This is a genomic window from Sphingomonas sp. ID1715, assembly GCF_013044515.1.
Taxonomy (GTDB): Bacteria; Pseudomonadota; Alphaproteobacteria; order Sphingomonadales; family Sphingomonadaceae; genus Sphingomonas_B.
Genome location: NZ_JABEPR010000001.1, coordinates 328,589 through 349,542 on the forward strand (window position 1 = coordinate 328,589; position 20,954 = coordinate 349,542).

The following is a 20,954-nucleotide window of genomic DNA, read 5'->3' on the forward strand; positions in this document are numbered from 1 at the left end:
CGTGCTCTTGCTAGCAGCGCCGTGGTGAGCACCGCATTGACCATCCGCCCGGGCACAGCCGCCGATCTCGAACCGCTGCTTGCCCTCGTCCACCGCGCCTATCGGGGCGACAGCGCCCGCGCCGGCTGGACCCACGAAGCCGACCTGCTCGGCGGGCAGCGCACCGATCGCGCGGCGCTCGAAGCCATACTTGCCGACCCGGCGCAGCGGCTGCTGGTTGCCGAGGAGGACGGAGCGCTGATCGGTTGCGTCCAGATCACTGACAAGGGCAGTGGAACCGCCTATCTCGGACTGCTGACCGTCGACCCGGCAAGACAGGCAGGCGGGCTCGGGCGGCGGCTGCTCGACGCTGCAGAAGTCACGGCTGGAGAAGTCTTTGGCTCCGAGCGGATGGAGATGAGCGTCATCCGTCAGCGCCTGGAACTGACCGATTATTATCGGCGCCGTGGCTATTTGCTGACCGGCGAGGAACGACCCTTCCCGCTCGACGACCCGCGCTTCGGATTGCCGCAACGCCGCGATCTTGCCTTCGTGGTGCTGGAGAAGCCGCTCAGCCGAGCCTGACACCCATTTGGTGCACCGTGCGGAAATAGGCTGCCAGTGCATCGGCGGCGCCGTCGGACAATTCGATGAATATTCGCCGACCGTCTTCGGTGTCATGTCGCCGCACGAACAGGCCATGCTCGGTGAGCGTCCGGATCCAGCGAAGCGCGGTGGTCGCCGGCACAGCCGCCGCGATACAAAGGCTGGAGACGGCAACACGGCTCTGCTCGAGCCTCGCCGCCATCAGGTCGAGCAGCATGTCCCAGGCGGGATCGGCAAACAGGTCCTTGGGAAAGAACTGGTCGCGCAAGCGTCGCACCCGGATCAGCGCCCGCACCTTGTCGGCGTCCAGCTCCTCTTCGCCCGCTCCTCCGGCCGCCACCGGAAAGGGCGAATATGCCGCTACCCGTGCCGTCGTTGACAGTTCGGCCAAGGCACCGGCGATGCGCGCGACTTCCTCGCTCAGCCGCCGCAGCCGCTCGGCATCCGCTTCCACGCCCTGATCGTGGAGCCGGTGCTTGCGCTCGGCGACGGCGAAGGCGAGCGCGCCGGTGCGGTCCTCGACAGTGGCATCGCACAGCAAAGCCACTTTCGGCTCGTCGATCCTCGCCGCGACGAGATCGATCAGTGCGCGCGGTAGCGATATGATCGGTGCTGCCGTTCCGTTCCGCGCCGCATGATTGGCCCATTCGAGCAGCCGATCGAGCTGCGGCGTGTCCTCCGACACTTCGATGAGCACGGAGTCGACAGCGGCCTGCCGGTTGAGCCGCTCGCCGGCATCCGCGATTCGTTCGCTGCCGATCACGCGCGCGCCGACACTCTTCGCCGCCGCCAGGGCCGCTGCCCGATCCTGCTCCCGATCCGCGAAAATCAATACGGAGGGTTCATCCCCCCAGCCCAGTTCTGCGCCCGACACCCTTTGTTCACCCTTTTGCCCCCGGCATCTGCATGCCTTCATTGTGGGGCAAAGTCAGCCTCTCGACGCTCCATAACGGAGATTTTCGCTACGGAAATCCGGGGCGATCTGTTCGGCTTCGCGTTGCAGGCGGGAAATGGTCTCGTTGAGCGCTGCGGTGTCTTCGCCTACCGGCGCCTCGCTCAGTAACTGATGCGCCTCGTCCAGCACCGTTCGCAGCAGTCGCACGAGTGCTTCGCTACGCGCTTCGAAGTCGTCTGGGGCCGGTTCACACTGCAAGGTCATCGCTCCTGGCTGATCCTGATGTGGGCTTGGCGCGAGACGAAAGCAGGGCATTTCTGCCGGAACTTGATCCATTCCGGATCAAGCTTTGGCAACAGCCTTTCGGAACAAGTGCTTGCGGTCGACAAGGCAGCGCCGTTTCGGCTGCGATTGGTCATCAGTGTATCGACTTGACGATCTCCTCGACCATCTTCTTGGCATCGGCGAGCAGCATCATCGTGTTGTCGCGGTAGAAGAGCTCATTGTCGACGCCGGCATAGCCGACACCGCCCATTGACCGCTTGATGAACAGCACGGTCTTCGCCTTTTCGACGTCCAGGACGGGCATGCCGTAGATGGGCGAGCTCTTGTCGGTCTTGGCGGCCGGATTGGTGACATCGTTGGCGCCGATCACGAAGGCGACATCGGCCTGCGCGAACTCGGAGTTGATGTCCTCCAGCTCGAACACTTCGTCATAGGGCACGTTCGCTTCGGCAAGCAGCACGTTCATGTGACCCGGCATGCGACCCGCCACCGGGTGGATCGCATATTTGACGTTGACGCCCTTCTCCTTGAGCTTGTCGCCCATTTCGCGGAGCACATGCTGCGCCTGAGCCACCGCCATACCATAGCCCGGCACGATGATGACCAGTTCCGCCTGCTCCATGAGGAAGGCGGCGTCTTCGGCCGAGCCGCGCTTCCAGGGACGATCGATCGCCGCCGCCGCGCCGCCAGCGCTCGCCTCGGCGCCAAAGCCGCCGGCGATCACCGAGATGAAGCTGCGGTTCATCGCCCGGCACATGATGTAGCTGAGGATCGCGCCCGACGAGCCCACCAGCGCGCCGGTGATGATCATCGCGGTGTTGCCAAGGGTGAAGCCCATCGCCGCCGCCGCCCAGCCCGAATAGCTGTTCAGCATCGAGACGACGACCGGCATGTCCGCTCCGCCTATCGGGATGATCAGCAGGAAGCCGATCAGGAAGCTGAGCGCCGTGACCGTCCAGAACACCCAGCCGCTCTGGTCCGTCACGAAGTAGGCGATGAGGCCAAGGATCGCGGCCAGCGTGCCGAGATTGATGATGTGCCGTCCGGGCAGCAGGATCGGCGCGCCCGACATGTTGCCGTTGAGCTTCAGGAAGGCGATAACCGAACCGGAAAAGGTGATGGCGCCGATCGCCACACCCAGCGCCATTTCAATCCGGCTGACCGGGAAGATGTTGACGATGTTCGGCCCGGCGAACGGCGTGATCACCTGCGCGATGCCGAAGGCCTGTGGGTTCAGGAAGGCGGCAGAGGCGACCAGCACCGCGGCGAGACCCACCAGCGAGTGGAAGGCCGCGACCAGCTGCGGCATCGCCGTCATCGCAATGCGGCGGGCGGTGATGAAGCCGATCACGCCGCCGATTGCGATGGCGCCGGCGATCTCCGGCAGGCTCGCCAGGTCGTGAGTGAACAAGGTCGTGCCGACGGCGAGCGCCATGCCGGCCATGCCGAAGCGGTTGCCGCGCCGGCTGCTGGCCGGGCTCGACAGCCCGCGCAGCGCCAGGATGAAGCACACGCCGGCGATCAGATAGGCAAGCGCAACCCAAGGGTTGATCGGTGCGGCCTCATGCATGTGTCAGCGCCCCCCGAACCGCACTCAGCGGTCCTTTTTCTTGTACATGGCGAGCATCCGCTCGGTGACGGCAAAGCCGCCGAAGATGTTGACGCTGGCCAGCACCACCGCCAGCAGCCCCAGCCACTTGGCAACGGACCCGCCCAGCGCCGCAGCCGCCGCGATCAGCGCGCCGACGATGATCACCGACGAAATCGCATTGGTCACTGCCATCAAGGGCGTGTGCAGCGCCGGCGTGACCGACCAGACGACATAATAGCCGACGAAACAGGCCAGCACGAAGATCGAGAGAATGGCGATGAAGGTCATGGAGCGTCCTTGGTTCAGCTCAGCAGGCGCTGATTGACGACTTGCCCGCCGCGGGTGAGCCGGATCGCGTCGCCGATCTCATCGTCCACTTGGGGGAGCCCCCCTTCCTTGTTCCAGAAGGCACTGAGGAAGTTGAACAGGTTGCGGGCGAACAGCGACGAGGCGTCGGCCGCGAGGCGGGACGGCACGTTGCGGTGCCCGACAATCTTCACGCCGTGCCGCTCGACCACCTGGCCGGCGACGGCGCCTTCGACATTGCCGCCCTGCTCCACCGCCAGATCGACGACGACGCTGCCCGGTTTCATCGTCGCGATCTGCGCGTCGCTGATCAGGCGGGGCGCGGGACGGCCCGGGATCAGCGCCGTGGTGATGACGATGTCCTGCTTGGCGATGTGGCTGGAGACCAGTTCGGCTTGAGCCTTTTGATACTCCTCGCTCATCTCGGTTGCATAACCGCCCGAGCCCTCGCCTTCGATGCCCGCGACATTCTCGACGAAGATGGGCTTGGCGCCCAGCGACAGGATCTGCTCCTTGGTAGCGCTGCGCACGTCGGTGGCGGAGACTTGCGCCCCGAGCCGGCGCGCGGTCGCGATCGCCTGCAGCCCAGCCACGCCCACGCCCATCACGAAGCATTTCGCGGCCGAGACCGTGCCGGCAGCCGTCATCATCATCGGAAAGGCACGGCCATATTCCGCCGCCGCGTCCAGCACCGCCTTGTAGCCGGACAGGTTCGATTGCGACGACAGAATGTCCATCGATTGAGCGCGCGTGATGCGCGGCATGAACTCCATGGCCAGCGCCTCGAGCCCAAGCCCCGCATAGGCGTCGACCCGCGCCCGCTCACCGAAGGGATTGAGGCCGGCGACCAGCCACGCGCCCTGCTTGGCACCCGCCAGGCTCTCCGGAGGTGGCCCCTGCACGCCCAGGATGATGTCGGCGCCAGACAGCACGTCCGACCGACTCCCGACCGTGGCGCCGGCAGCACGATAATCTTCGTCGGAAACCGAAGCGGACGCGCCCGCTCCGCTCTCCACGGCGACTTCGGCGCCGAGGCCCGCGAACTTCTTCACGGTCTCCGGCGTCGCGGAAACACGCCGCTCGCCGTCCGCTAACTCCTTGAGGACGGCGAGCTTCATACCAACTCAGCCCGCGATCAGGAGAACGACGATGAAGGCCACGATAAAGCTCGCAACCGTTCCCCACTTCAGCAGCGCCGTGAAGCCCGAATAGGTCTGCTCATGTGCTTTGATTTCGCCGTTCTGCGCCATTTAGTCCTGCATCCGTTAAGGCCCCGGCGCCGTATCTATCGAGCAGTCGGGGAAGCCTCAAGAGACATACTGTGTCGTTTAACATCACTTTTACGACACCTGGCCTAGACCGCGCATCCCGAGGAGCGCGAGTGAGGGATATGGCCAAGGCGAATGCCAAGTTGCTGATGCTGGTCGACGACGAGCCTGCCCAGAAAAGGCTGGTCGGCGCGATCGCTGCGCGGGCCGGCTGGCGCACGGTGTTTGCCGACGATGCGAGCGCGGCGCGCGGCGTGCTGGAAAGCGAACAGGGCCTGCTGCTCGATGCCGTGCTGATCGACCAATATGGCCCGGGCGACGCGACCATCGCGCTCATCGAAACACTGCACGCCCGCCGCCCTGCCCTGCCCGTGCTGTTGCTGACCGCGGACGGCTCGATCGAACTGGCCGTGCGTGCGATGCGGGCGGGCGCGTCCGACTATCTGATCAAGCCGATCGCGCCCGAACGGCTGCTCGGCGCACTCGACGCGGCTGTTTCGAGCCGCGCAAATGTCGGCGAGCTCCGGCCGCTGGCGGAGAAGATCAAGGCAGTGCTCGGCTTCGATGAGATCGTCGGGGCCGCGCCGCAATTCCGCTCCGCGCTCGCCATTGCCGCGAAAGCTGCCCGAGCACGCGTGCCGGTCCTGATCGAAGGCGAGCCGGGCGCCGGCAAGGAGCTGATCGCCGAGGCGATCCACGCCGCTTCGCCGCGCACCAAAAAGCCTTGGTCGGTCATCAACTGCGGCGCGATCCCGGAGAACACCGTTGATTCCGAGCTGTTCGGACATGAGCGTGGCGCGTTCACCGGTGCGTTCGATCGCAAGGTCGGGCGGCTGCAACAGGCGGACGGCGGCACCGTGCTGCTCAAGGAAGTCACCGAACTCCCCACCGAAACCCAGGCCAAGCTCGTCCGGCTGCTCGAGACGGGCGAGATCCATCCCCTCGGCGCGCGCGTGTCGCGGGACATCGATGTTCGCCTGATCGCCACCTCCAGCCGACCGCTTCAGGAGGAAGTCGCCCAAGGCCGCTTTCGCGAGGACCTCTTCTATCGGCTGAATGTCGTCCATGTTGCGGTCCCGCCGCTGCGCGACCGTCCCGCCGACATTCCTGCCCTCTCCCGCCACATGCTCGCGCGCATCGCCAGCCAGCCGGGCATGCGGGAGCTGGGCATCACCGATGAGGCGCTGTCGCTGCTGATGTCGTTTGACTGGCCGGGCAATGTCCGCCAGCTGCAGGCGGCGCTGTTCCGCGCTGCGGTGCTGTGCGACGGCGAGGCGCTGACGTCCGCCGACTTCCCGCAGATCGCGCTGCAAAGCCACACCAATGTGACGCGGCTGCTGGCGCCCGTCGCCGGCTCGGGCGTGACCTTGTTCGAGGCGGACGGCCATATCCGCAACTTGGAGGAAATCGAGGCCGACGTGATCCGGCTCGCGATCGGCCATTATCGCGGGCGCATGACCGAAGTCGCCCGCCGCCTCGGCATCGGCCGGTCCACGCTCTACCGCAAGCTCGGCGAACTCGGCATCGGCGAGGTCGCCGCCTGAAGCGGAACGGCTCCATGACACTTTCGTTACAAGGAGCGGAGGTGTCGGGATGCTGAAGACCAGCGGCTATGTGGTTTCGATTCTGAGCGTTTTTCTGCTCGGCATCGTCGCATGGCAGGGTGCCGACGATCTCGGCCTGCGCATCCTCGTCGCCCTCGGCATGCTGACATCGATCATTGGCATGGGCATGCGCTGGCTCTCGTTCCAGGCAGAGGAAAAGCCTAGGCGCCGGTCAGGGCCTGATCACGCTGGCCGCGCCACACGCGAAGTGCCTGCACCGTCTCGGGCACATCGTGAACGCGGACGATCTGCGCACCTGACATGATGCCGGACAGCGCCAGCGCGAGCGATCCGCCCAGCCGCTGATCGGCGGGCGCTTCGTTCGACAGCGCGCCGATTATCCGCTTGCGGCTCGCGCCAAGCATCAACGCGCATCCAAGGCCCTGGAACATGGCCAATCCGTTGATGAGCGCGAGATTGTCGGCGATGGATTTGCCGAAGCCGATACCCGGATCGACGATGATGCGCGACCGCGCCACGCCAGCCGCTTCGACGGCAGCCACGCGCGCCTCCAACCAGTCATGGACCGAGAGCAGCGGCTCGGCGCCGAGCGTCTTGGCGTGGAGATCACGCGGGTCGCCGGCGTGCATCAGCACGACCGGACAACCGGCGCGCACGACCAGATCGAGCGCCCGATCGTCGTAGAGAAGAGCGGACACGTCGTTGACGATCGCCGCTCCGGCCGCGAGCGCCGCCTCCATTACCGCCGCGTTGCGCGTATCGACGGAGACCGCCACGCCGGCGCGCGCGAGCCGCTCGACCACGGGCACGACCCGCTCGATCTCGTCGCCTTCCCAGACCGGCTGCGCGCCCGGCCGCGTCGATTCGCCGCCGACATCCACAAGGGCCGCGCCTTCTCCGGCTGCGGCGACCCCGGCGGCGACCGCGGCGTCGACATCCGCATGCACGCCGCCGTCCGAGAAACTGTCCGGCGTGACGTTCAGGATCGCCGCCACTTGCGGCTGGTCGAAGCGGATCGTGCGCGCGCCGAGCTGCAGCGAAGGCCGCGGTGCCGCCAGGCGCTGCGCCACCGGCTGCACTTCGTCGGGCAATGACTGAGCCTCGCCGACGGGCACGAGGCGCTTGGCTGCGCGACGCCCCTCGCGCACTTCGATCAGTTCATAGGCGGAGTGCCAGAGCAGGCCACCGGCAAGACGCGCGGGTTCAGGCTCGAGCCCGATCGGACCGTCCACAAAGGCGGTCGGCTTGAGATAAAAGCGCTTCACCCCTCACCGTCCGGATCAAGGCTCGTTGGCGAGCAGATAGGTTTGCCGCAGCGTATCGATCGGCTTCAGCGCGCCGGCGTCCTCATAGTGCCAGAACGTCCAGCCATTGCAGGACGGCGCCCCCTGGAGCGTCGCCCCAACCTTGTGAATGGAGCCGGTCGCCCCTTGCGCCTCGAGCGAGCCGTCGGCGCGGACCACCGCCTGGTGACGACGCTTGGCATCGGTGAGCACCACGCCGGCGGAGAGCATGCCGGTCTCGACCAGCACACCGAAGGCCACCTTCGGCGCCGCTGCCGGTGACTGCATCGTCTTCAACGCCGATTCATCGAGCGGCAATGCGGCCGCGATGCGCTCCCGCGCCACATCGCAATAGCCCGGCTCGCGCTCGATGCCGATCCAGCGCCGCCCCAGCCGCTTGGCAACCGCGCCGGTCGTGCCGGTGCCGAAAAACGGATCGAGCACCACATCGCCCGGGTTCGTGCAGGCCAGCAGCACCCGGTACAGCAAGGCCTCGGGCTTCTGGGTCGGATGCGCCTTGACGCCGCCCCGCTTCAATCGCTCCGCGCCGGAGCAGATCGGAAACAGCCAGTCGGACCGCATCTGCAGCTCGTCGTTCAGCGTCTTCATAGCCCGGTAATTGAAGGTGTAGCGCGCGGTCTCGTTCTTCGCTGCCCAAATCAGCGTCTCATGCGCATTGGTGAAGCGGGTGCCCTTGAAGTTCGGCATCGGGTTCGACTTGCGCCAGACGATGTCGTTCAGGATCCAGAGCCCCAGGTCCTGCACTGCGGCGCCGACGCGGAAGATGTTGTGATAGCTGCCGATTACCCAAAGGGTGCCGTCATCCTTCAAGATGCGGCGGGCTTCCGTCAGCCAGGCGCGCGTGAAGGCGTCATAGGCGGCGAAGGTGTCGAATTTGTCCCAGTCATTGTCAACCGCATCGACCCGCCCGCCTTCCGGCCGAAACAGGTCGCCGCCGAGCTGCAGGTTATAGGGCGGATCGGCGAAGATCATGTCGACCGACTTGGCGGGAAGGGCCCGCATCGCCTCGACGCAATCATCCATCAGGATCCGGTCGAGCGGCAGCGCTTCTGCCTTAGGCGCGGCGCGCCGTTCGACCTTCGTCAATACCCCCATGCGCCCTTCGCACCCCTGCTCGCTTATCCACAGCCAGAGTGAGTCCAGCACAGGCCACGGTCAAGCAGTTCATTTCGGGCACAAAATGGAACGGAACGAGTCCGGCGCCGCCGACCACAAGATGATGAGTCTGGATCGATAGCCGGGACTCAACAGCTTGTGGTGTGGCTCGAAAGACTCACAGGGACAGCAAAGCTTGCGCGACCGGTGCGAAGCTGCGGCGGTGCAGCGGCGTCGGGCCCAGCCGATGGAGCGCCTCGCGGTGGGTCGGACAGCCATAGCCCTTGTTGGACGCCCAGCCATAGCCGGGATGCTCGGCATCGGCGGCGATCATCAACTGATCGCGATGATGCTTGGCGATCACCGAGGCCGCTGCGATAGACACGCACAGCGCGTCGCCGCCGACGATGGTCGTGCAGGGATGATCCCAGCGGGGCTTCGCATTGCCGTCGATCAGCACCATGCCGGGCGCAACGCCAAGCGCCTCGACCGCACGCGTCATCGCCAGCATCGTCGCCCAGTAGATGTTGAGCCGGTCAATCTCCTCGACGCTGGCGACGCCGACGCCGACCAGCGCGATCTTGTAGAGCCGCTTGGATAGCTCCGCGCGCGTGGCGGCTGTCAGCTTCTTCGAATCGTCGATTCCGCGCGGCACACCCCTCTCGGGCAGCACCACGGCCGCCGCCACGACCGGACCGGCCAAAGGCCCGCGCCCAGCCTCGTCCACGCCGACCAGGGGCGTTGGGTGCGGAAGTTCGAGTTTCCTTGATGGCCTGGGCATATACACTCGGTTCGGGCTGAGCTTGTCGAAGCCCTCCCTTTTCTAAGACTTTGGGGACGAAGAAGGGAGGCCTTCGACAAGCTCAGGCCAGACCGAACTGGGGATAACTCAAGGGTCGTCGTCCGGTCCCTCGAGCTGCTCAAAGGGATTATGCCCGAGCGTATGGCCGATCGGCCCATGCCCCGCGCCGAAGCATGGCGCGGAGAGGATCGCGATGCGCACGAAGCGGACCGCCTGCACGAACGCTTCCTTGATCGGCATGCCGGCGCCCAGTCCGGTGGCCAGCGCCGAAGCAAGGGTGCAGCCGGTGCCGTGGGTGTCATCGGTGTCGATGCGCTTGCCTTCGGCCCGCACGATCTCGCGGCCATTGGGCGCCAGTACGCGATCGATGACATAGTTTCCGTCGGCGTGCCCGCCTTTGGCGAGCAGATGGCAACCATGGGCGAGCACCGCTTCCTCGCCGCCCAGAGCCTCCAGCTCCGGCAGGTTCGGCGTCACCACCGACGGGATCCGCATCAGCCGCTCGAACGCTGCGATCGTCGGCGGCTCCGCCAGCACCGAGCCGCTGGTCGCCACCATGACGGGATCGAACACGATCGGCACGTCCAGGCCGGACAGGCGATCCGCCACCGCATTGGCCGTCTCGGCCGAACCGATCATCCCGATCTTGATCGCATCGGCGCCGAGATCGCTCAGCACGCTTTCGATCTGCGCGAGCACAATCCCGGTCGGCACAGGATGCACCGCCTGCACGCCCAGCGTGTTCTGCGCGGTGACGGCGGTGATCGCCGTCATCGCGAAGCCGCCCAGCATCGTCACCGTCTTGATGTCGGCCTGGATGCCTGCGCCGCCGCCGCTGTCCGACCCGGCGATGATCAGGACGCGGGGAGTCAACCCTTCCACTTGCGCTCCGTCGAAGCCGGATGCTTCTTCAGCGCCGCGCCGACGCGGGTCGGCCGATCCGTCAGCTCGCCGCAGCAATTGGGACAGCGATCGTCCAGTGCATCGGTGCATTCGGCGCAAAAAGTACACTCGAACGAGCAGATGAAGGCTCCATGCTGGTCCGCCGGAAGGTCCGCGCCGCACCGCTCGCAATCGGGCCGCATCTCAAGCATCACGCCGCCTCCGCGACCGCGGCGCAGATGCGCTCGACCACGGCCTTGACCTGACTCTCGTCGTCGCCCTCCGCCATGACACGGATCAGCGGCTCGGTGCCGGACGGCCGGATGACCAGCCGGCCGCGGCCGTTCAGTTCGGCCTCCGCCTCGGCAATCGTTGCCTTGACGCGGCTGTCGTCGAGCGGCTTGCCGCCGGAGAAGCGGACATTCTTCAGGAGCTGGGGAACCGGATCGAAGACATGGAGCAGTTCGCTCGCGCGACGGCCGGATTCGACCAGCTCCGCCAGGATCTGCAGCCCCGCCATCAGCCCGTCGCCGGTGGTCGCATGGTCGGAAAGGATGATGTGGCCCGACTGCTCCCCGCCGACATTGAAGCCCTGCCCACGCATGCATTCGAGCACATAGCGATCGCCGACTTTGGTCCGCTGCAACGACAGGCCGTCCGCCTGCAGTCGCCGCTCGAGCCCCAGATTGGACATGACCGTCGCGACCAGCCCCCCGCCCTTCAGCAGTCCCTTGCGCGCCCAGCTGGTGGCGATCAGCCCCATCAGCTGGTCGCCATCCACCAGCCTTCCGGTCTCGTCGACGACGATAAGCCGGTCGGCATCGCCGTCGAGCGCGAGGCCGATGTCCGCGCCGCTGGCGACAACGGTCTCCTGCAGCGTTTGCGGCGCGGTCGATCCGCAGCCGGCATTGATGTTGGTGCCGTTGGGGGCGACGCCGACGGGCACGATCTCCGCCCCCAGCTCCCACAAGGCCTCGGGCGCGACCTTGTAAGCGGCGCCGTTCGCGCAATCGATCGCGATCTTCAGCCCTTCCAGTCGGAGCCCTTCCGGGAAGCTCGACTTGACGGCATGAATATAGCGGCCCTGCGCATCGTCGACGCGGCGTGCCCGCCCAGTGCGGTCGGCGGGCGCGAGCCGCGCGGGTGCCTCGATCAGCGTTTCGATCGCCAGTTCGTCGGCGTCGGACAGCTTATATCCGTCGGGGCCGAACAGCTTGATGCCGTTGTCAGCGAAGGGGTTGTGGCTGGCGGAGATCATCACGCCCAGATCGGCGCGCATCGACCGGGTGAGCAGCGCGACGGCGGGCGTCGGCATCGGGCCGACCAGCACCACGTCCATACCGACGCTGGTGAAACCGGCGACGAGCGCCGGCTCCAGCATATAGCCCGACAGGCGCGTGTCCTTGCCGATCACCACCCGGTGGATATGGTCGCCGCGGACGAAATGCGCGCCCGCGGCCATGCCGACCTTCATCGCCATCTCGGCCGTCATCGTCGGGGTGTTCACCCGCCCCCGAATGCCGTCCGTTCCGAAGAATTTGCGTGTCATGCCATGTCCAATACCTTGAACACGTTCCCGTAGCGAGAAGGACGCCTCCATGAAATACAGGAGGCTCGGCCAAGGCCTTGAAGTTTCGGCGATCGGCATCGACTGCATGCCGATGGTCCGGGGCGGCAACATCAAACATGGCCGCGATGCCAGCATCGACGAGTCGATCGCGACCATTCACGGCGCCATCGATCTCGGCGTGACCTTCTTCGACACGGCGCAAATCTGGGCCGTTCCAGAATGAGGAGGCGGTCGGCGCGATGGCCGAACTGGTCAAGGGAGGTAAGGTCCGCTTTCTCGGCCTGTCGGAGGGCGGCCCCGAGACGATCCGCCGCGCTCATGCGGTCCATCCGATAGCGGCGCTGCAGAGCGAATATCCACTCTGGGAGCGGAGCGTCGAAGCCGACATCCTGCCCGTCTGCGAAGAACTCGGCATCGGCTTCGTGCCCTATTCGCCGCTCGGTCGCGGCTTTCTGGCCGGCCAAGTCAGGAGCCGCGACTACCTTCCCGCCGACGATTGGCGCCGCAACGATCCGTCCCGGCGCCGCTCAGGGCCCGCGCTACCGCGAGCAGGGCATGCGGATGGTCCGGCTATAGCCTAGCTCCACACGCCCACTGGCGGCGCGCTCAGAAGCGGGTGCAGCCACGTCGCGAGCAGCCAAAGGGCCACGCCACCGAGCAGCACGCCCCAGCCAGGCCACATCGCCCGCACCGGCGTGGGCCCAGTGAACGGCACATAGCCGGTCTTGCGCCGCCATTCCGGCCAGAAGTCCGGCTGCAGCCTGCTCTTCTTGGCGTCCTGTCCTGCCGCGCCGACCAGCGCGAGCAGGGCGATGGCGAGGCACAACACCAGCACGGAGGGCTGCGGCCAGACCAGCGCGTGCGCCGCCGACCAGAGCGCAAAGCCCCACATCATCGGGTGACGGGTGATCGCGAAGACGCCTCGCGGCTCCCGCGCGCGCGGCGGCACGCCCGGCAGCGCGGGATTGCCGATCAGCGATCCGACCAGCAGGATGCTCGCGATGAGCATGATGATCGACGCGGCGAGCCAGGCCCATTCCGGCGCAGCCCACAGAAACTCCTCCGGTCCCATGCGCCGCATCGCCCAGATCAGCCATCCCAGCGTGGCGAATGAGACGAGCGAGTAGAGGCCGAGGAACCGCTGCTCCCCGACCCGGCTGACGAGCGGCGCGCGCAACGGATGCGACATCGCCAAATGCGTGCCGACGAATGCCGCGGCTGCGGCAATGACTTGTGCAAGCGTCCCCATCGCTCCCCCCTTCGTCATCCCCGCAAGCGGGGACCCAGCCTTTCTACTTCGACTTTGAGCAGCAGGTAAGCTGGGTTCCCGCTTTCGCGGGAATGACGAGCGAACGCGCTAGCGTTCGTATGTCTTGGGCAGTTCGCCTTCCTGCGGGCGCGCATAGCGGTCGCGGAGCTTGGTCTGGCGGCTGACGAGCGGCTGTTCGACGCCATCGATCCAGACGCGTTCGGCATGGCTCGACAGTTCAAGCGGATCGCCGTCCCACAGCACGACGTCGGCACGGCGGCCGGCCCGCAGCGAGCCGATCTCATTGCCCATGCCGAGCGCATCCGCCGGTCCCGAAGTGATCGCCGCCAGCGCCTCGCCCCATTGCAGGCCGGTCGCGCCGGGAATTTTGTTCAAGGCGACGAGATTGCCCGCATATTGCGGCGAATAGCGCGCCTGCATCGCGTCATTGTCGTCGATCATGCCGATCGACACGCGCACGCCCGCCGCCTTCATCCGTCCTATGTTCGACTGGGTCGCGGCCACCCGCTCAAAGGAGGACGGCAGATCGGCGAGCGCCGACGCAATGACGGGCACGCCGGCGGCAGCAATGTCGCGGGCCACCAGCCAGCCTTCGGCCGCGCCGACCAGCACCAGCTTCACGGCCGGGAACTCCTTCCGCAGCCGCAAGACGTTGCGGATATCGTTCGCCCCTTCGACATGGACGAGCAGCGGCATCCGGCCGTTGATCACCGGCACCAGCGCGGCGGCGTCAGCGTGGTTGAGCAGCGCGTCGCGACTGTTGCCGTCATAGCCGGCGGGGTTGCGGGCATAACGCTGCGCCGCATCGAGCGAAGCGCGCAGCTGCACGAACGCCGCCGGGCGGCTGCCGCCGGCATTGTCCGCCCCTTCTTCGCCCAGTTCGACGAACTGGAAGGCGCGCGGCATCGTTACGGCATTGGCGTCGGCGCCGGTGTCGATTACGGCGCCCTGCCCCGCGAAGATCATGTTGACCGTCGATGGCGCCACGATCGCGCGCGTCACCCCGCCGATGCGACTGACCGCGATCGCCGTCACGCCCGGGTTGATGCCCGGTTCGACGTCGATCGCCGCGGAATAGGGCGACCGCCGCGCACTGGTATCGTTGGCGGCATCGGCCGCGTCCACTTCGACCAGGCCAAGGCGGGTGAAGCCGGCGACAAAGCCGGGCGCCACCCATTTGCCGCTCGCGTCGATCGTCTGCGCGCCTGCCGGCACCGCAACGCCGCGCCCGGCCGCGACGATCCGGCCGTCGCGGATCACCACCGTGCCGCCTTCGATCGGCGCGGAGCCGTCGCCCAAGGCCACCGTGCCGCCGGTGATCGCAACGGTTTGCGCCAACGCCGGGGAACCAAGCATGCCGAGGGTTAGAAGAACCGTCCGTGTCGAGCGAAGTCGAGACACGCTTCTCGACGTCGCTCGAAGCGAACGGATGAGGTTAAACAGCGCGCTCACTTTACATCTCCCTCGCCCGGCTGACCGAGCTCGAAATCGGTCACGGGGCGGCGCTTGGGATCGAGCGCGTCGTACATCAGCGCGCCGTCCACCCACACCTTCTCCGGTCGCGTGTAGACGCTGAACGGATTGCCGTTCCACAGCACCACGTCAGCCATCTTGCCCGGCTTCAGGCTGCCGGTCTTGTCGAAGATACCCATCGCCTTGGCGGGATTGGAGCTAAGCCAGGTCCAGGCGACTTCGTCTGGGATGTTGATGCCCATGCGGCGGCCGTTGGCGAGCGCCTTGGCCGCTTCCTGATAGAGGCGCTGGATGCCGTTCTCGTCGTCCGAATGGGTGATCGCGCAGGCGCCGGCATTGTGCAGCAGCGGCATATTCTCGTTGACCGCGTCATAGGCTTCCATCTTGAAGCCCCACCAATCGGCCCACACCGCCGCGCAGATATGGTTTTCCTTCAGCAGGTCGGCGATCTTATAGGCTTCGACGGCGTGGTGGAACGCGGCTACCTTATAGCCGAATTCCTTGGCCATATCGATCACATAGGCCATTTCCTCGGCCTTGTAGCAGTGGTTCTGGACCAGGATCTCGCCGGCCAGCACGCCGCGCAGCGTGTCCATGGCAATGTCGCGCGTCGGGGCCTCGCCCCCGTCACGCTCATACTTGTCCCATTTGCGCTTATATTCCTGCGCACGCGCCCAGGTCTGGCGGTCGACGGCGATATTGCCCATCCGCGTCGACGGCATCTGGTTGCGCCCGCCATAGACGCGTTTCGGGTTCTCGCCGCAGGCCATCTTCAGGCCGTAGGGCGCGCCCGGAAACTTCATCGCCTGCACGGTGCGGGCCGGCACATTCTTCAGCACCACCGACCGGCCGCCGAACAGGTTGGCGGAGCCGGGCAGGATCTGCAACGTCGTCACGCCGCCATTGGTGAGCGCGCGGGTGAAACCCGGATCCTGCGGCCAGACGCTATGTTCGGCCCAGACCTCCGGCCGCACCGGACCGGTGGTCTCGTTGCCGTCGCCGAAGCCGTTGCCCGGATTGCCTTCGCCAAGGTGGCTGTGGATGTCGATGACGCCGGGCGTCACCCATTTGCCGGTGCCATCGATCGTCATCGCCCCCGCCGGCGCGCTGACCGTCTGGCCGAGCGCCACGATCTTGCCGTCGGCGAACAGCACCTGGCCGTTGTTTATCCGTCCGCCCTCGCCGTCATAGATGGTCACGTTGGTGACCAGGGTCGGTGCACCGGGAAAAGCGCGGTAGGTCGAGGGATAGGGATCGCGCGAATAGGCGACCGGCTTCTCGCGCGGGGCGGAGGCGGACTTGGGCTTGTCGCCCGTCGCCGCGCAGCCGGTCAGGGCCACGCTCAGCACGAGCGCGGTGCGAATGCCTTTACTGAACACCATGCATCCACTTCTTGATGACGGGGGAGAGAATGAGAAGGGCCGCGCCGATCACGACGGAGGCGATGCCGATCGTCCAGAACACCCCGGCATAGGTATCGAGGCTGACCTTGAGGTTGGTGACCTGACCGCCGACCGTCTCGACGCTCGCCACCTGCGCGACGATGCCGGCGACATATTGCGCAACCGAGATCGACAGGAACCACACGCCCATCATCAGCCCGACGATGCGCGCGATCGACAGCTTGGTGATCATGCTCAGGCCCACCGGCGAAATACAGAGTTCCGCCGCCGAGTGGATGAAATAGAGGCCGGCCAGCCACCACAGCGCGACCTTGAAGTCCGGCCCGGCAAACTGCGTGCCCCAGACGAGGAACAGGAAGCCCGCGCCTACCCCCATCAGCGCCATGGCGAATTTGATCGGGATGGTGGGCTCCACGCCCCGCCGCGCGAGCCCGTTCCACATCATGCTGAAGAAGGGCGCGAGCGCGACGATGAAGAAGGCGTTGAAGAACTGCGTCTGGCCCGCCGAGATGTTGAACAGGCCGAACACCGACAGCTCGGTGTTCCGATCGGCGAACAGCGTGAGCGACGAGCCGGCCTGCTCGAACAGCGTCCAGAACACGACGTTGAAGACGATCAGCACCATCGCCGCCAGCATCATCTGGAACTCGACCCTGCTGCCGACGCGCGCCGACCAGATCAGGATGGCCGGCACTGACAGCAGGAAGGTGAAGAACAGCAACTTACCCATCAAAGGCAGCGCCAGCAGATAGCCGACGATACCCGACCCCTCGGCCGCCGGCGGCGCGCTCATCAGGTTCCAGAACAGGAAGAGCGCGATCGGCACGGCAATGACAGCACCGACATAGATTGCGAGATCGCGGCTGCGCTCCTGCGCCGGCGGTTCGCCATAGCCGCGCAGCCGTCCGCCATCGAATTGGATCAGGCTCCACGAAAGCAGCATCCCGATCGCCGCGAGGCCGAAACCGGCCCACCAGCCGACCGTGTCCGCCAGCAGCGGACAGAGCAGCTGCGAGAAAAGCGAGCCGAGGTTGATGCCCATGTAGAAGATGGTGAAGCCGGCATCCCGTCGCCTGTCGCCCTGCTCATAGAGCGTGCCGACGATCGTCGAGATGTTCGGCTTGAAGAAGCCGTTGCCGACCGTAACCAGCGACAGGCCCGTCAACATCAGCAGCACGAAGAAGAGCGGCCGTTCGCCGGCGAATTCGAAGCTGCCCTTCTCCAGCGTGCGCGCGACCTGGCCGTTCGCTCCGACGAGATCGACCGAGCCGTCGTCCTTGCCCTGGATCAGCAGCCGCTCGCCATTGGAGACGAGAAAGCGCTTTTCCTCACCCGTGCTGGTCGGGCGATCCACGAAATTCTCGACCGCCACTTCGTAGCGCTGATTGTCGATGATCGCGTGCGGCTTCGCCGTCTCGCCCCCGAAGCAGAGGGTGAAATAACCGAGCGACATCATGATCGCGCCGAACTTCACCGCCTTTTTCGAGCCGAGATAGCGGTCCGCGAGCAGGCCACCGACCAGCGGCGTCAGGTAAACCAGCGCCGTGAAACCGCCATAAAGGCCGGCAGTCGTCTGGTCGCTGAACAGGAAATGCTTGGTGAGATAGAGCGCGAGCAATGCCCGCATGCCGTAATAGCCGAACCGCTCCCACATCTCCGTGGTGAAGAGCCGGGCGAGCTGCCGCGGGTGACCAAACCAGGTGCCGCCATCGGTGCGGCTGTTGTCGGGCGTGTCCGGTCCGATCGTCGGATCGGCGTTGACGTTGACCATTCAGCTTCCTCTTGAGCTTGCGACGAGCCGTGCACGCGGCCCGATTGGCGCCGGACCGTAGCGCCGAAATCGGCGCTGCCAAGGGCCAGTTACGGCGTGGGTGCCTGCCCCCCTGCCTGCTGAGCGCGAATGCGAGCGATCTCCGCCTCGGCGCGGCGCGCACGCTCCCGCGCCCCGGGATGCGTGCCGTCGCTGAGGAAGCCAGGCACGCTGCTGTGCCCGAACCGCTCCCAGAAGGCCGGCGCGACAGCGATGTCATAGCCGGCACGCGCCATCAGATAGAGCGCCAGCCGGTCAGCCTCCAACTCGGTTTCGCGGATGCGCATGCGGTTCTTGCCCAAGCCGACGAACAGGCCGCGCGACACGCCCGCCGCATCGAGCCGCTCGCGATGGCCGAGGATGTTGTGCGCAAGCTCATGCGCGATCACCAGCGCCAGTTCGTCGTCGCTCTTCACGAACGCGACCAGTTCGCCGGTTACCTGCACATAGCGGCCATCGGCCTTGGCGTTCAGCCCGCGCCCGGTGAGCAGCTGGAAACGCGACCGGCAGCCCGGCTCCGGCGCCACGCCGACATCGATCTGCTTGCCCGCCCGGCGGACTTGCAGCTGGGCAATGCCTTTCGATAAAGCATCCTCGACCAGCTGCTCGACCTGCTCGACTCGGGCATAGCCACGCGCCTTGGCCGGCACCGGCGTGCCGTTCACCGCCACGATCTCGTCGCCCGGTTGCAGGCCGGATCGCGTGGCGGCACTGCCCGGGACCAGTGCCACGATGCTCGGCCACTCGCCGAGGCCGAGAATCGTCCGCGCCGCCTCTCGCAATCCGGGTGAATATTGCGCCGCATCCTGCAGCACCCAACCGGGACTGCTCAGCACCTGACGGCATAATCCGCCTCGTGCCAAGCGGTCGCCGACCGCCGCCACACGCGCGTCGATCGCCGAAAGCGCGCGCAACTCATTCGCCTGACCAGGCGGCATTGCGGCGGCAAGAAGAAGCGCGAGCAACATCGCGCAAGCATAGCCGCTTGATCCGGACCCGCCAGCCGCCCAGATGCGAGGCCATGTTCAACGACCTTTCCTCGCCTGCCGCCCTGCTCGCCACGCGCCGCTCGGGCAAGCCGCGCGACATGGTCGCTCCGGGGCCGGATGCAGACCAGCTGCGTGCCATCCTCTCGGCGGCGATGCGGGTGCCGGACCATGGCAAGCTCGCACCGTGGCGGATGGTGGTGATCGAAGATCGCGCCGCCTTCGCCACCCTGCTGCAAAACGCCTTCAAGGCGGCGCGCGGCACGCCGGACCGCGAAGATGTCGCGGCCATCGACCAGTTCGCCCGCCAGGCCCCGACCCTGGTCGCGGTGCTGTCCACGACCGTCGAGCCAAGCAAGATCCCGGCCTGGGAGCAGCGGCTCTCCGCCGGCGCCTTGTGCATGAACCTCGTCACGGCGGCCACCGCGCAAGGCTTCGTCGCCAGCTGGATCACCGGCTGGGCGGCGTTCGACCCGCACGTGCTGCGGGCCCTGGGCGGGAAGGACGGAGACCGCCTCGCCGGCTTCATCTTTATCGGGTCTGCCGGGCAGGCCTTGGAAGAGCGCCCCCGCCCCGTTTACGACGATGTTGTGCGCCATTGGCCTTGACGTGAACCGCTGTGTTAGGGCAGTAAGGCGCAATGCCTGTTGCCGAACGCCCGGTTTATCTCCAGCTACGCGATCGCATCGCTGACGCGATCCTGGACGGGCGGTATCGGGAAGGTGACATGCTGCCGTCGGTCCGGGCCTTTGCCGCCGAACAGGGGGCGAACCCCTTGACCGTCGCCAAAGCCTATCAGCTGTTCCAGGAGGAAGGGCTGGTCACCGTGCGGCGCGGAGTCGGCATGTTCGTGGCGGACGGCGCCGCCGGCCGTCTTCGGGAACAGGAGCGCCGCGCCTTCCTCGACGAGGAATGGCCGCGCATCCGGGGCGTCATTCAGCGCCTCCGCATCGATCCCGCCGAACTGTTCGAGCGCGTCTGAGCCTCGCTTTCAGGCGCGCACCCAGCTAGGTGGCGCGGCATGCCAGCCCGTAAGCTCACCGCCCATGCCGTCGAAAAGCCGTGGGGTCGTCCTACGCTCGGCGATGATTTCGCCCGCTTCGAGAACGGCGCCCCCATCGGCGAAATCTGGTTTGACCAGCCGGCAAGCGCCGAACTGCTCGTCAAATATCTTTTCACCAGCGAACGGCTGTCGATTCAGGTTCATCCCGACGATGCGGCAGCGCAGGCCGCCGGCTACCCGCGGGGGAAGGACGAGGCCTGGTACATCCTCGACGCCGCGCCTGACTCCACCATCGCGCTCGGTCCGTTGCAGCGGCTTTCAGCGGAGGAACTGCGCAGCGCCGCCTTCGACGGCAGCATCGTCGACCTGCTCGACTGGCGGCCGGTCAGGCCTGGCGATTTCATCTACTCTCCCGCGGGCACGATCCATGCGATCGGCGCCGGGCTGACGCTGATCGAAGTTCAGCAGAATCTGGACCTCACCTATCGCCTCTATGATTATGGCCGCCCGCGCGAACTGCATCTTGAAGACGGCGCTGCCGTCTCCACCCTCGCGCCCTTCGTACCGCCGCCCGCGCCGGCTAGGCCCGGCCTGCTGGCGGCAGGCCCGAAGTTCGTGGTCGAAAGGCTTTCCGGAACGGAACGTGTCGTGGAGACCGAGACTACCGCTTTGCTCATTCCGGTGACCGGGACCGGCACGGTCGATGGGGAGACTTTCGGGCCCGCCGAATGCTGGTCGCTCACCGGACGGAGCACCGTCACGGTACCTCAAGGCTCGACCGCCCTCCTCGCCTATCCGGACGCGGCATCGCGTTGATCAATCTGGCGTTCAGCCGGCCACCGCCTATATGGCATGCTTGGC

Annotated in this window: 22 protein-coding genes and 1 pseudogene; 6 read left to right on the forward strand and 17 right to left on the reverse strand. The window is 66.4% G+C overall.

The annotated features are described in order from the left end of the window. Positions 1-24 precede the first annotated feature (24 nt). Entirely contained in the window at positions 25-564 is a 540-nt protein-coding gene (locus tag HJG53_RS01575; RefSeq protein WP_368039480.1) for a GNAT family N-acetyltransferase, read from the forward strand. Here the strand turns inward: HJG53_RS01575 and HJG53_RS01580 are convergent. The 6 genes from HJG53_RS01580 to HJG53_RS01605 form a co-directional block, all read right to left on the reverse strand. Further along, positions 551-1,417: a winged helix DNA-binding protein gene (locus HJG53_RS01580; RefSeq protein ID WP_171127485.1), complete on the reverse strand. Its 867-nt coding sequence runs from the start codon at positions 1,415-1,417 to the stop codon at positions 551-553. The genes HJG53_RS01575 and HJG53_RS01580 overlap by 14 nt on opposite strands. 96 nt (positions 1,418-1,513) lie before the next feature. Then, positions 1,514-1,744 (reverse strand): hypothetical protein, encoded by a 231-nt coding sequence (locus HJG53_RS01585; RefSeq protein WP_171127486.1) that lies wholly within the window; start codon positions 1,742-1,744, stop codon positions 1,514-1,516. Between the two features lie 154 nt (positions 1,745-1,898). Then, positions 1,899-3,335 (reverse strand): NAD(P)(+) transhydrogenase (Re/Si-specific) subunit beta, encoded by a 1,437-nt coding sequence (locus HJG53_RS01590; protein WP_171127487.1) that lies wholly within the window; start codon positions 3,333-3,335, stop codon positions 1,899-1,901. A gap of 24 nt (positions 3,336-3,359) precedes the next feature. Beyond that, positions 3,360-3,644 carry an NAD(P) transhydrogenase subunit alpha gene (locus HJG53_RS01595; protein ID WP_171127488.1) on the reverse strand — a complete coding sequence of 95 codons (285 nt, stop codon included), beginning with the start codon at positions 3,642-3,644 and terminating at the stop codon, positions 3,360-3,362. 14 nt (positions 3,645-3,658) lie between these two features. Then, positions 3,659-4,780, reverse strand: a complete 1,122-nt coding sequence (locus tag HJG53_RS01600; protein WP_171127489.1) for an NAD(P) transhydrogenase subunit alpha — start codon at positions 4,778-4,780, stop codon at positions 3,659-3,661. Between the two features lie 6 nt (positions 4,781-4,786). Continuing rightward, positions 4,787-4,912, reverse strand: a complete 126-nt coding sequence (locus HJG53_RS01605) for an aa3-type cytochrome c oxidase subunit IV (protein ID WP_171127490.1) — start codon at positions 4,910-4,912, stop codon at positions 4,787-4,789. 140 nt (positions 4,913-5,052) lie between these two features. Between HJG53_RS01605 and HJG53_RS01610 the strand changes: the two genes are divergently transcribed. Then, positions 5,053-6,474: a sigma-54 dependent transcriptional regulator gene (locus HJG53_RS01610; protein WP_171128096.1), complete on the forward strand. Its 1,422-nt coding sequence runs from the start codon at positions 5,053-5,055 to the stop codon at positions 6,472-6,474. Between the two features lie 221 nt (positions 6,475-6,695). On the opposite strand, the gene folP is transcribed toward HJG53_RS01610, so the two are convergent. The 6 genes from folP to glmM all read right to left on the reverse strand — a co-directional run bounded on the left by folP (position 6,696) and on the right by glmM (position 12,127). Next, on the reverse strand, positions 6,696-7,760 hold the full coding sequence (gene folP, locus HJG53_RS01615; RefSeq protein ID WP_171127491.1) for a dihydropteroate synthase: 1,065 nt from the start codon (positions 7,758-7,760) through the stop codon (positions 6,696-6,698). Between the two features lie 15 nt (positions 7,761-7,775). Further along, positions 7,776-8,894 (reverse strand): site-specific DNA-methyltransferase, encoded by a 1,119-nt coding sequence (locus HJG53_RS01620; RefSeq protein WP_171127492.1) that lies wholly within the window; start codon positions 8,892-8,894, stop codon positions 7,776-7,778. A gap of 178 nt (positions 8,895-9,072) precedes the next feature. Beyond that, positions 9,073-9,675 (reverse strand): ribonuclease HII, encoded by a 603-nt coding sequence (locus HJG53_RS01625; protein WP_171127493.1) that lies wholly within the window; start codon positions 9,673-9,675, stop codon positions 9,073-9,075. 108 nt (positions 9,676-9,783) lie between these two features. After that, positions 9,784-10,569, reverse strand: a complete 786-nt coding sequence (thiD, locus tag HJG53_RS01630) for a bifunctional hydroxymethylpyrimidine kinase/phosphomethylpyrimidine kinase (protein ID WP_254447517.1) — start codon at positions 10,567-10,569, stop codon at positions 9,784-9,786. After that, positions 10,566-10,790 carry a DUF1272 domain-containing protein gene (locus tag HJG53_RS01635; protein WP_171127494.1) on the reverse strand — a complete coding sequence of 75 codons (225 nt, stop codon included), beginning with the start codon at positions 10,788-10,790 and terminating at the stop codon, positions 10,566-10,568. Before HJG53_RS01635 ends, thiD begins: the two co-directional genes overlap by 4 nt. After that, positions 10,790-12,127, reverse strand: coding sequence for a phosphoglucosamine mutase (gene glmM / locus HJG53_RS01640; RefSeq protein WP_171127495.1), 1,338 nt, complete (start codon positions 12,125-12,127; stop codon positions 10,790-10,792). Before glmM ends, HJG53_RS01635 begins: the two co-directional genes overlap by 1 nt. Positions 12,128-12,176: 49 nt before the next feature. On the opposite strand from glmM, the pseudogene HJG53_RS01645 reads away from it, so the two are divergent. Then, positions 12,177-12,663: pseudogene (locus HJG53_RS01645) on the forward strand (aldo/keto reductase); the annotation flags it as partial. Between the two features lie 62 nt (positions 12,664-12,725). On the opposite strand, the gene HJG53_RS01650 reads toward HJG53_RS01645, so the two are convergent. The 5 genes from HJG53_RS01650 to HJG53_RS01670 all read right to left on the reverse strand — a co-directional run bounded on the left by HJG53_RS01650 (position 12,726) and on the right by HJG53_RS01670 (position 19,072). Further along, entirely contained in the window at positions 12,726-13,397 is a 672-nt protein-coding gene (locus tag HJG53_RS01650; RefSeq protein ID WP_171127496.1) for an NnrU family protein, read from the reverse strand. A gap of 108 nt (positions 13,398-13,505) precedes the next feature. After that, positions 13,506-14,774: an amidohydrolase family protein gene (locus tag HJG53_RS01655; protein ID WP_171127497.1), complete on the reverse strand. Its 1,269-nt coding sequence runs from the start codon at positions 14,772-14,774 to the stop codon at positions 13,506-13,508. 92 nt (positions 14,775-14,866) lie between these two features. Beyond that, positions 14,867-16,273, reverse strand: coding sequence for an amidohydrolase (locus HJG53_RS01660; RefSeq protein ID WP_171127498.1), 1,407 nt, complete (start codon positions 16,271-16,273; stop codon positions 14,867-14,869). Further along, complete coding sequence (locus tag HJG53_RS01665) at positions 16,260-18,065, reverse strand: peptide MFS transporter (protein ID WP_171127499.1); 1,806 nt, start codon at positions 18,063-18,065, stop codon at positions 16,260-16,262. The genes HJG53_RS01660 and HJG53_RS01665 overlap by 14 nt, the downstream gene beginning before the upstream one ends. An 89-nt stretch (positions 18,066-18,154) precedes the next feature. Next, positions 18,155-19,072: a M48 family metallopeptidase gene (locus tag HJG53_RS01670; protein ID WP_171127500.1), complete on the reverse strand. Its 918-nt coding sequence runs from the start codon at positions 19,070-19,072 to the stop codon at positions 18,155-18,157. Positions 19,073-19,125: 53 nt separating this feature from the next. Between HJG53_RS01670 and HJG53_RS01675 the strand changes: the two genes are divergently transcribed. Genes HJG53_RS01675 through HJG53_RS01685 form a run of 3 tightly spaced genes read left to right on the forward strand, consistent with a single transcriptional unit; the run spans position 19,126 to position 20,909 of the window. Continuing rightward, positions 19,126-19,698, forward strand: coding sequence for a nitroreductase (locus HJG53_RS01675; protein WP_171128098.1), 573 nt, complete (start codon positions 19,126-19,128; stop codon positions 19,696-19,698). Between the two features lie 32 nt (positions 19,699-19,730). Further along, positions 19,731-20,072, forward strand: coding sequence for a GntR family transcriptional regulator (locus HJG53_RS01680; RefSeq protein ID WP_171127501.1), 342 nt, complete (start codon positions 19,731-19,733; stop codon positions 20,070-20,072). Positions 20,073-20,111: 39 nt separating this feature from the next. Next, complete coding sequence (locus HJG53_RS01685) at positions 20,112-20,909, forward strand: class I mannose-6-phosphate isomerase (RefSeq protein ID WP_171127502.1); 798 nt, start codon at positions 20,112-20,114, stop codon at positions 20,907-20,909. The last annotated feature ends 45 nt before the right edge of the window (positions 20,910-20,954 follow it).

Coding starts and splice junctions, on each gene's coding strand:
- HJG53_RS01585 (WP_171127486.1), bottom strand. CDS start 1,744: ATGACCTTGCAGTGTGAACCGGCCCCAGACGACTTCGAAGCGCGTAGC.
- HJG53_RS01590 (WP_171127487.1), bottom strand. CDS start 3,335: ATGCATGAGGCCGCACCGATCAACCCTTGGGTTGCGCTTGCCTATCTG.
- HJG53_RS01595 (WP_171127488.1), bottom strand. CDS start 3,644: ATGACCTTCATCGCCATTCTCTCGATCTTCGTGCTGGCCTGTTTCGTC.
- HJG53_RS01600 (WP_171127489.1), bottom strand. CDS start 4,780: ATGAAGCTCGCCGTCCTCAAGGAGTTAGCGGACGGCGAGCGGCGTGTT.
- HJG53_RS01605 (WP_171127490.1), bottom strand. CDS start 4,912: ATGGCGCAGAACGGCGAAATCAAAGCACATGAGCAGACCTATTCGGGC.
- HJG53_RS01610 (WP_171128096.1), top strand. CDS start 5,053: ATGGCCAAGGCGAATGCCAAGTTGCTGATGCTGGTCGACGACGAGCCT.
- HJG53_RS01620 (WP_171127492.1), bottom strand. CDS start 8,894: ATGGGGGTATTGACGAAGGTCGAACGGCGCGCCGCGCCTAAGGCAGAA.
- HJG53_RS01625 (WP_171127493.1), bottom strand. CDS start 9,675: ATGCCCAGGCCATCAAGGAAACTCGAACTTCCGCACCCAACGCCCCTG.
- HJG53_RS01635 (WP_171127494.1), bottom strand. CDS start 10,790: ATGCTTGAGATGCGGCCCGATTGCGAGCGGTGCGGCGCGGACCTTCCG.
- glmM (WP_171127495.1), bottom strand. CDS start 12,127: ATGACACGCAAATTCTTCGGAACGGACGGCATTCGGGGGCGGGTGAAC.
- HJG53_RS01650 (WP_171127496.1), bottom strand. CDS start 13,397: ATGGGGACGCTTGCACAAGTCATTGCCGCAGCCGCGGCATTCGTCGGC.
- HJG53_RS01655 (WP_171127497.1), bottom strand. CDS start 14,774: ATGCTTGGTTCCCCGGCGTTGGCGCAAACCGTTGCGATCACCGGCGGC.
- HJG53_RS01660 (WP_171127498.1), bottom strand. CDS start 16,273: ATGGTGTTCAGTAAAGGCATTCGCACCGCGCTCGTGCTGAGCGTGGCC.
- HJG53_RS01665 (WP_171127499.1), bottom strand. CDS start 18,065: ATGGTCAACGTCAACGCCGATCCGACGATCGGACCGGACACGCCCGAC.
- HJG53_RS01670 (WP_171127500.1), bottom strand. CDS start 19,072: ATGTTGCTCGCGCTTCTTCTTGCCGCCGCAATGCCGCCTGGTCAGGCG.
- HJG53_RS01675 (WP_171128098.1), top strand. CDS start 19,126: ATGTTCAACGACCTTTCCTCGCCTGCCGCCCTGCTCGCCACGCGCCGC.
- HJG53_RS01680 (WP_171127501.1), top strand. CDS start 19,731: ATGCCTGTTGCCGAACGCCCGGTTTATCTCCAGCTACGCGATCGCATC.
- HJG53_RS01685 (WP_171127502.1), top strand. CDS start 20,112: ATGCCAGCCCGTAAGCTCACCGCCCATGCCGTCGAAAAGCCGTGGGGT.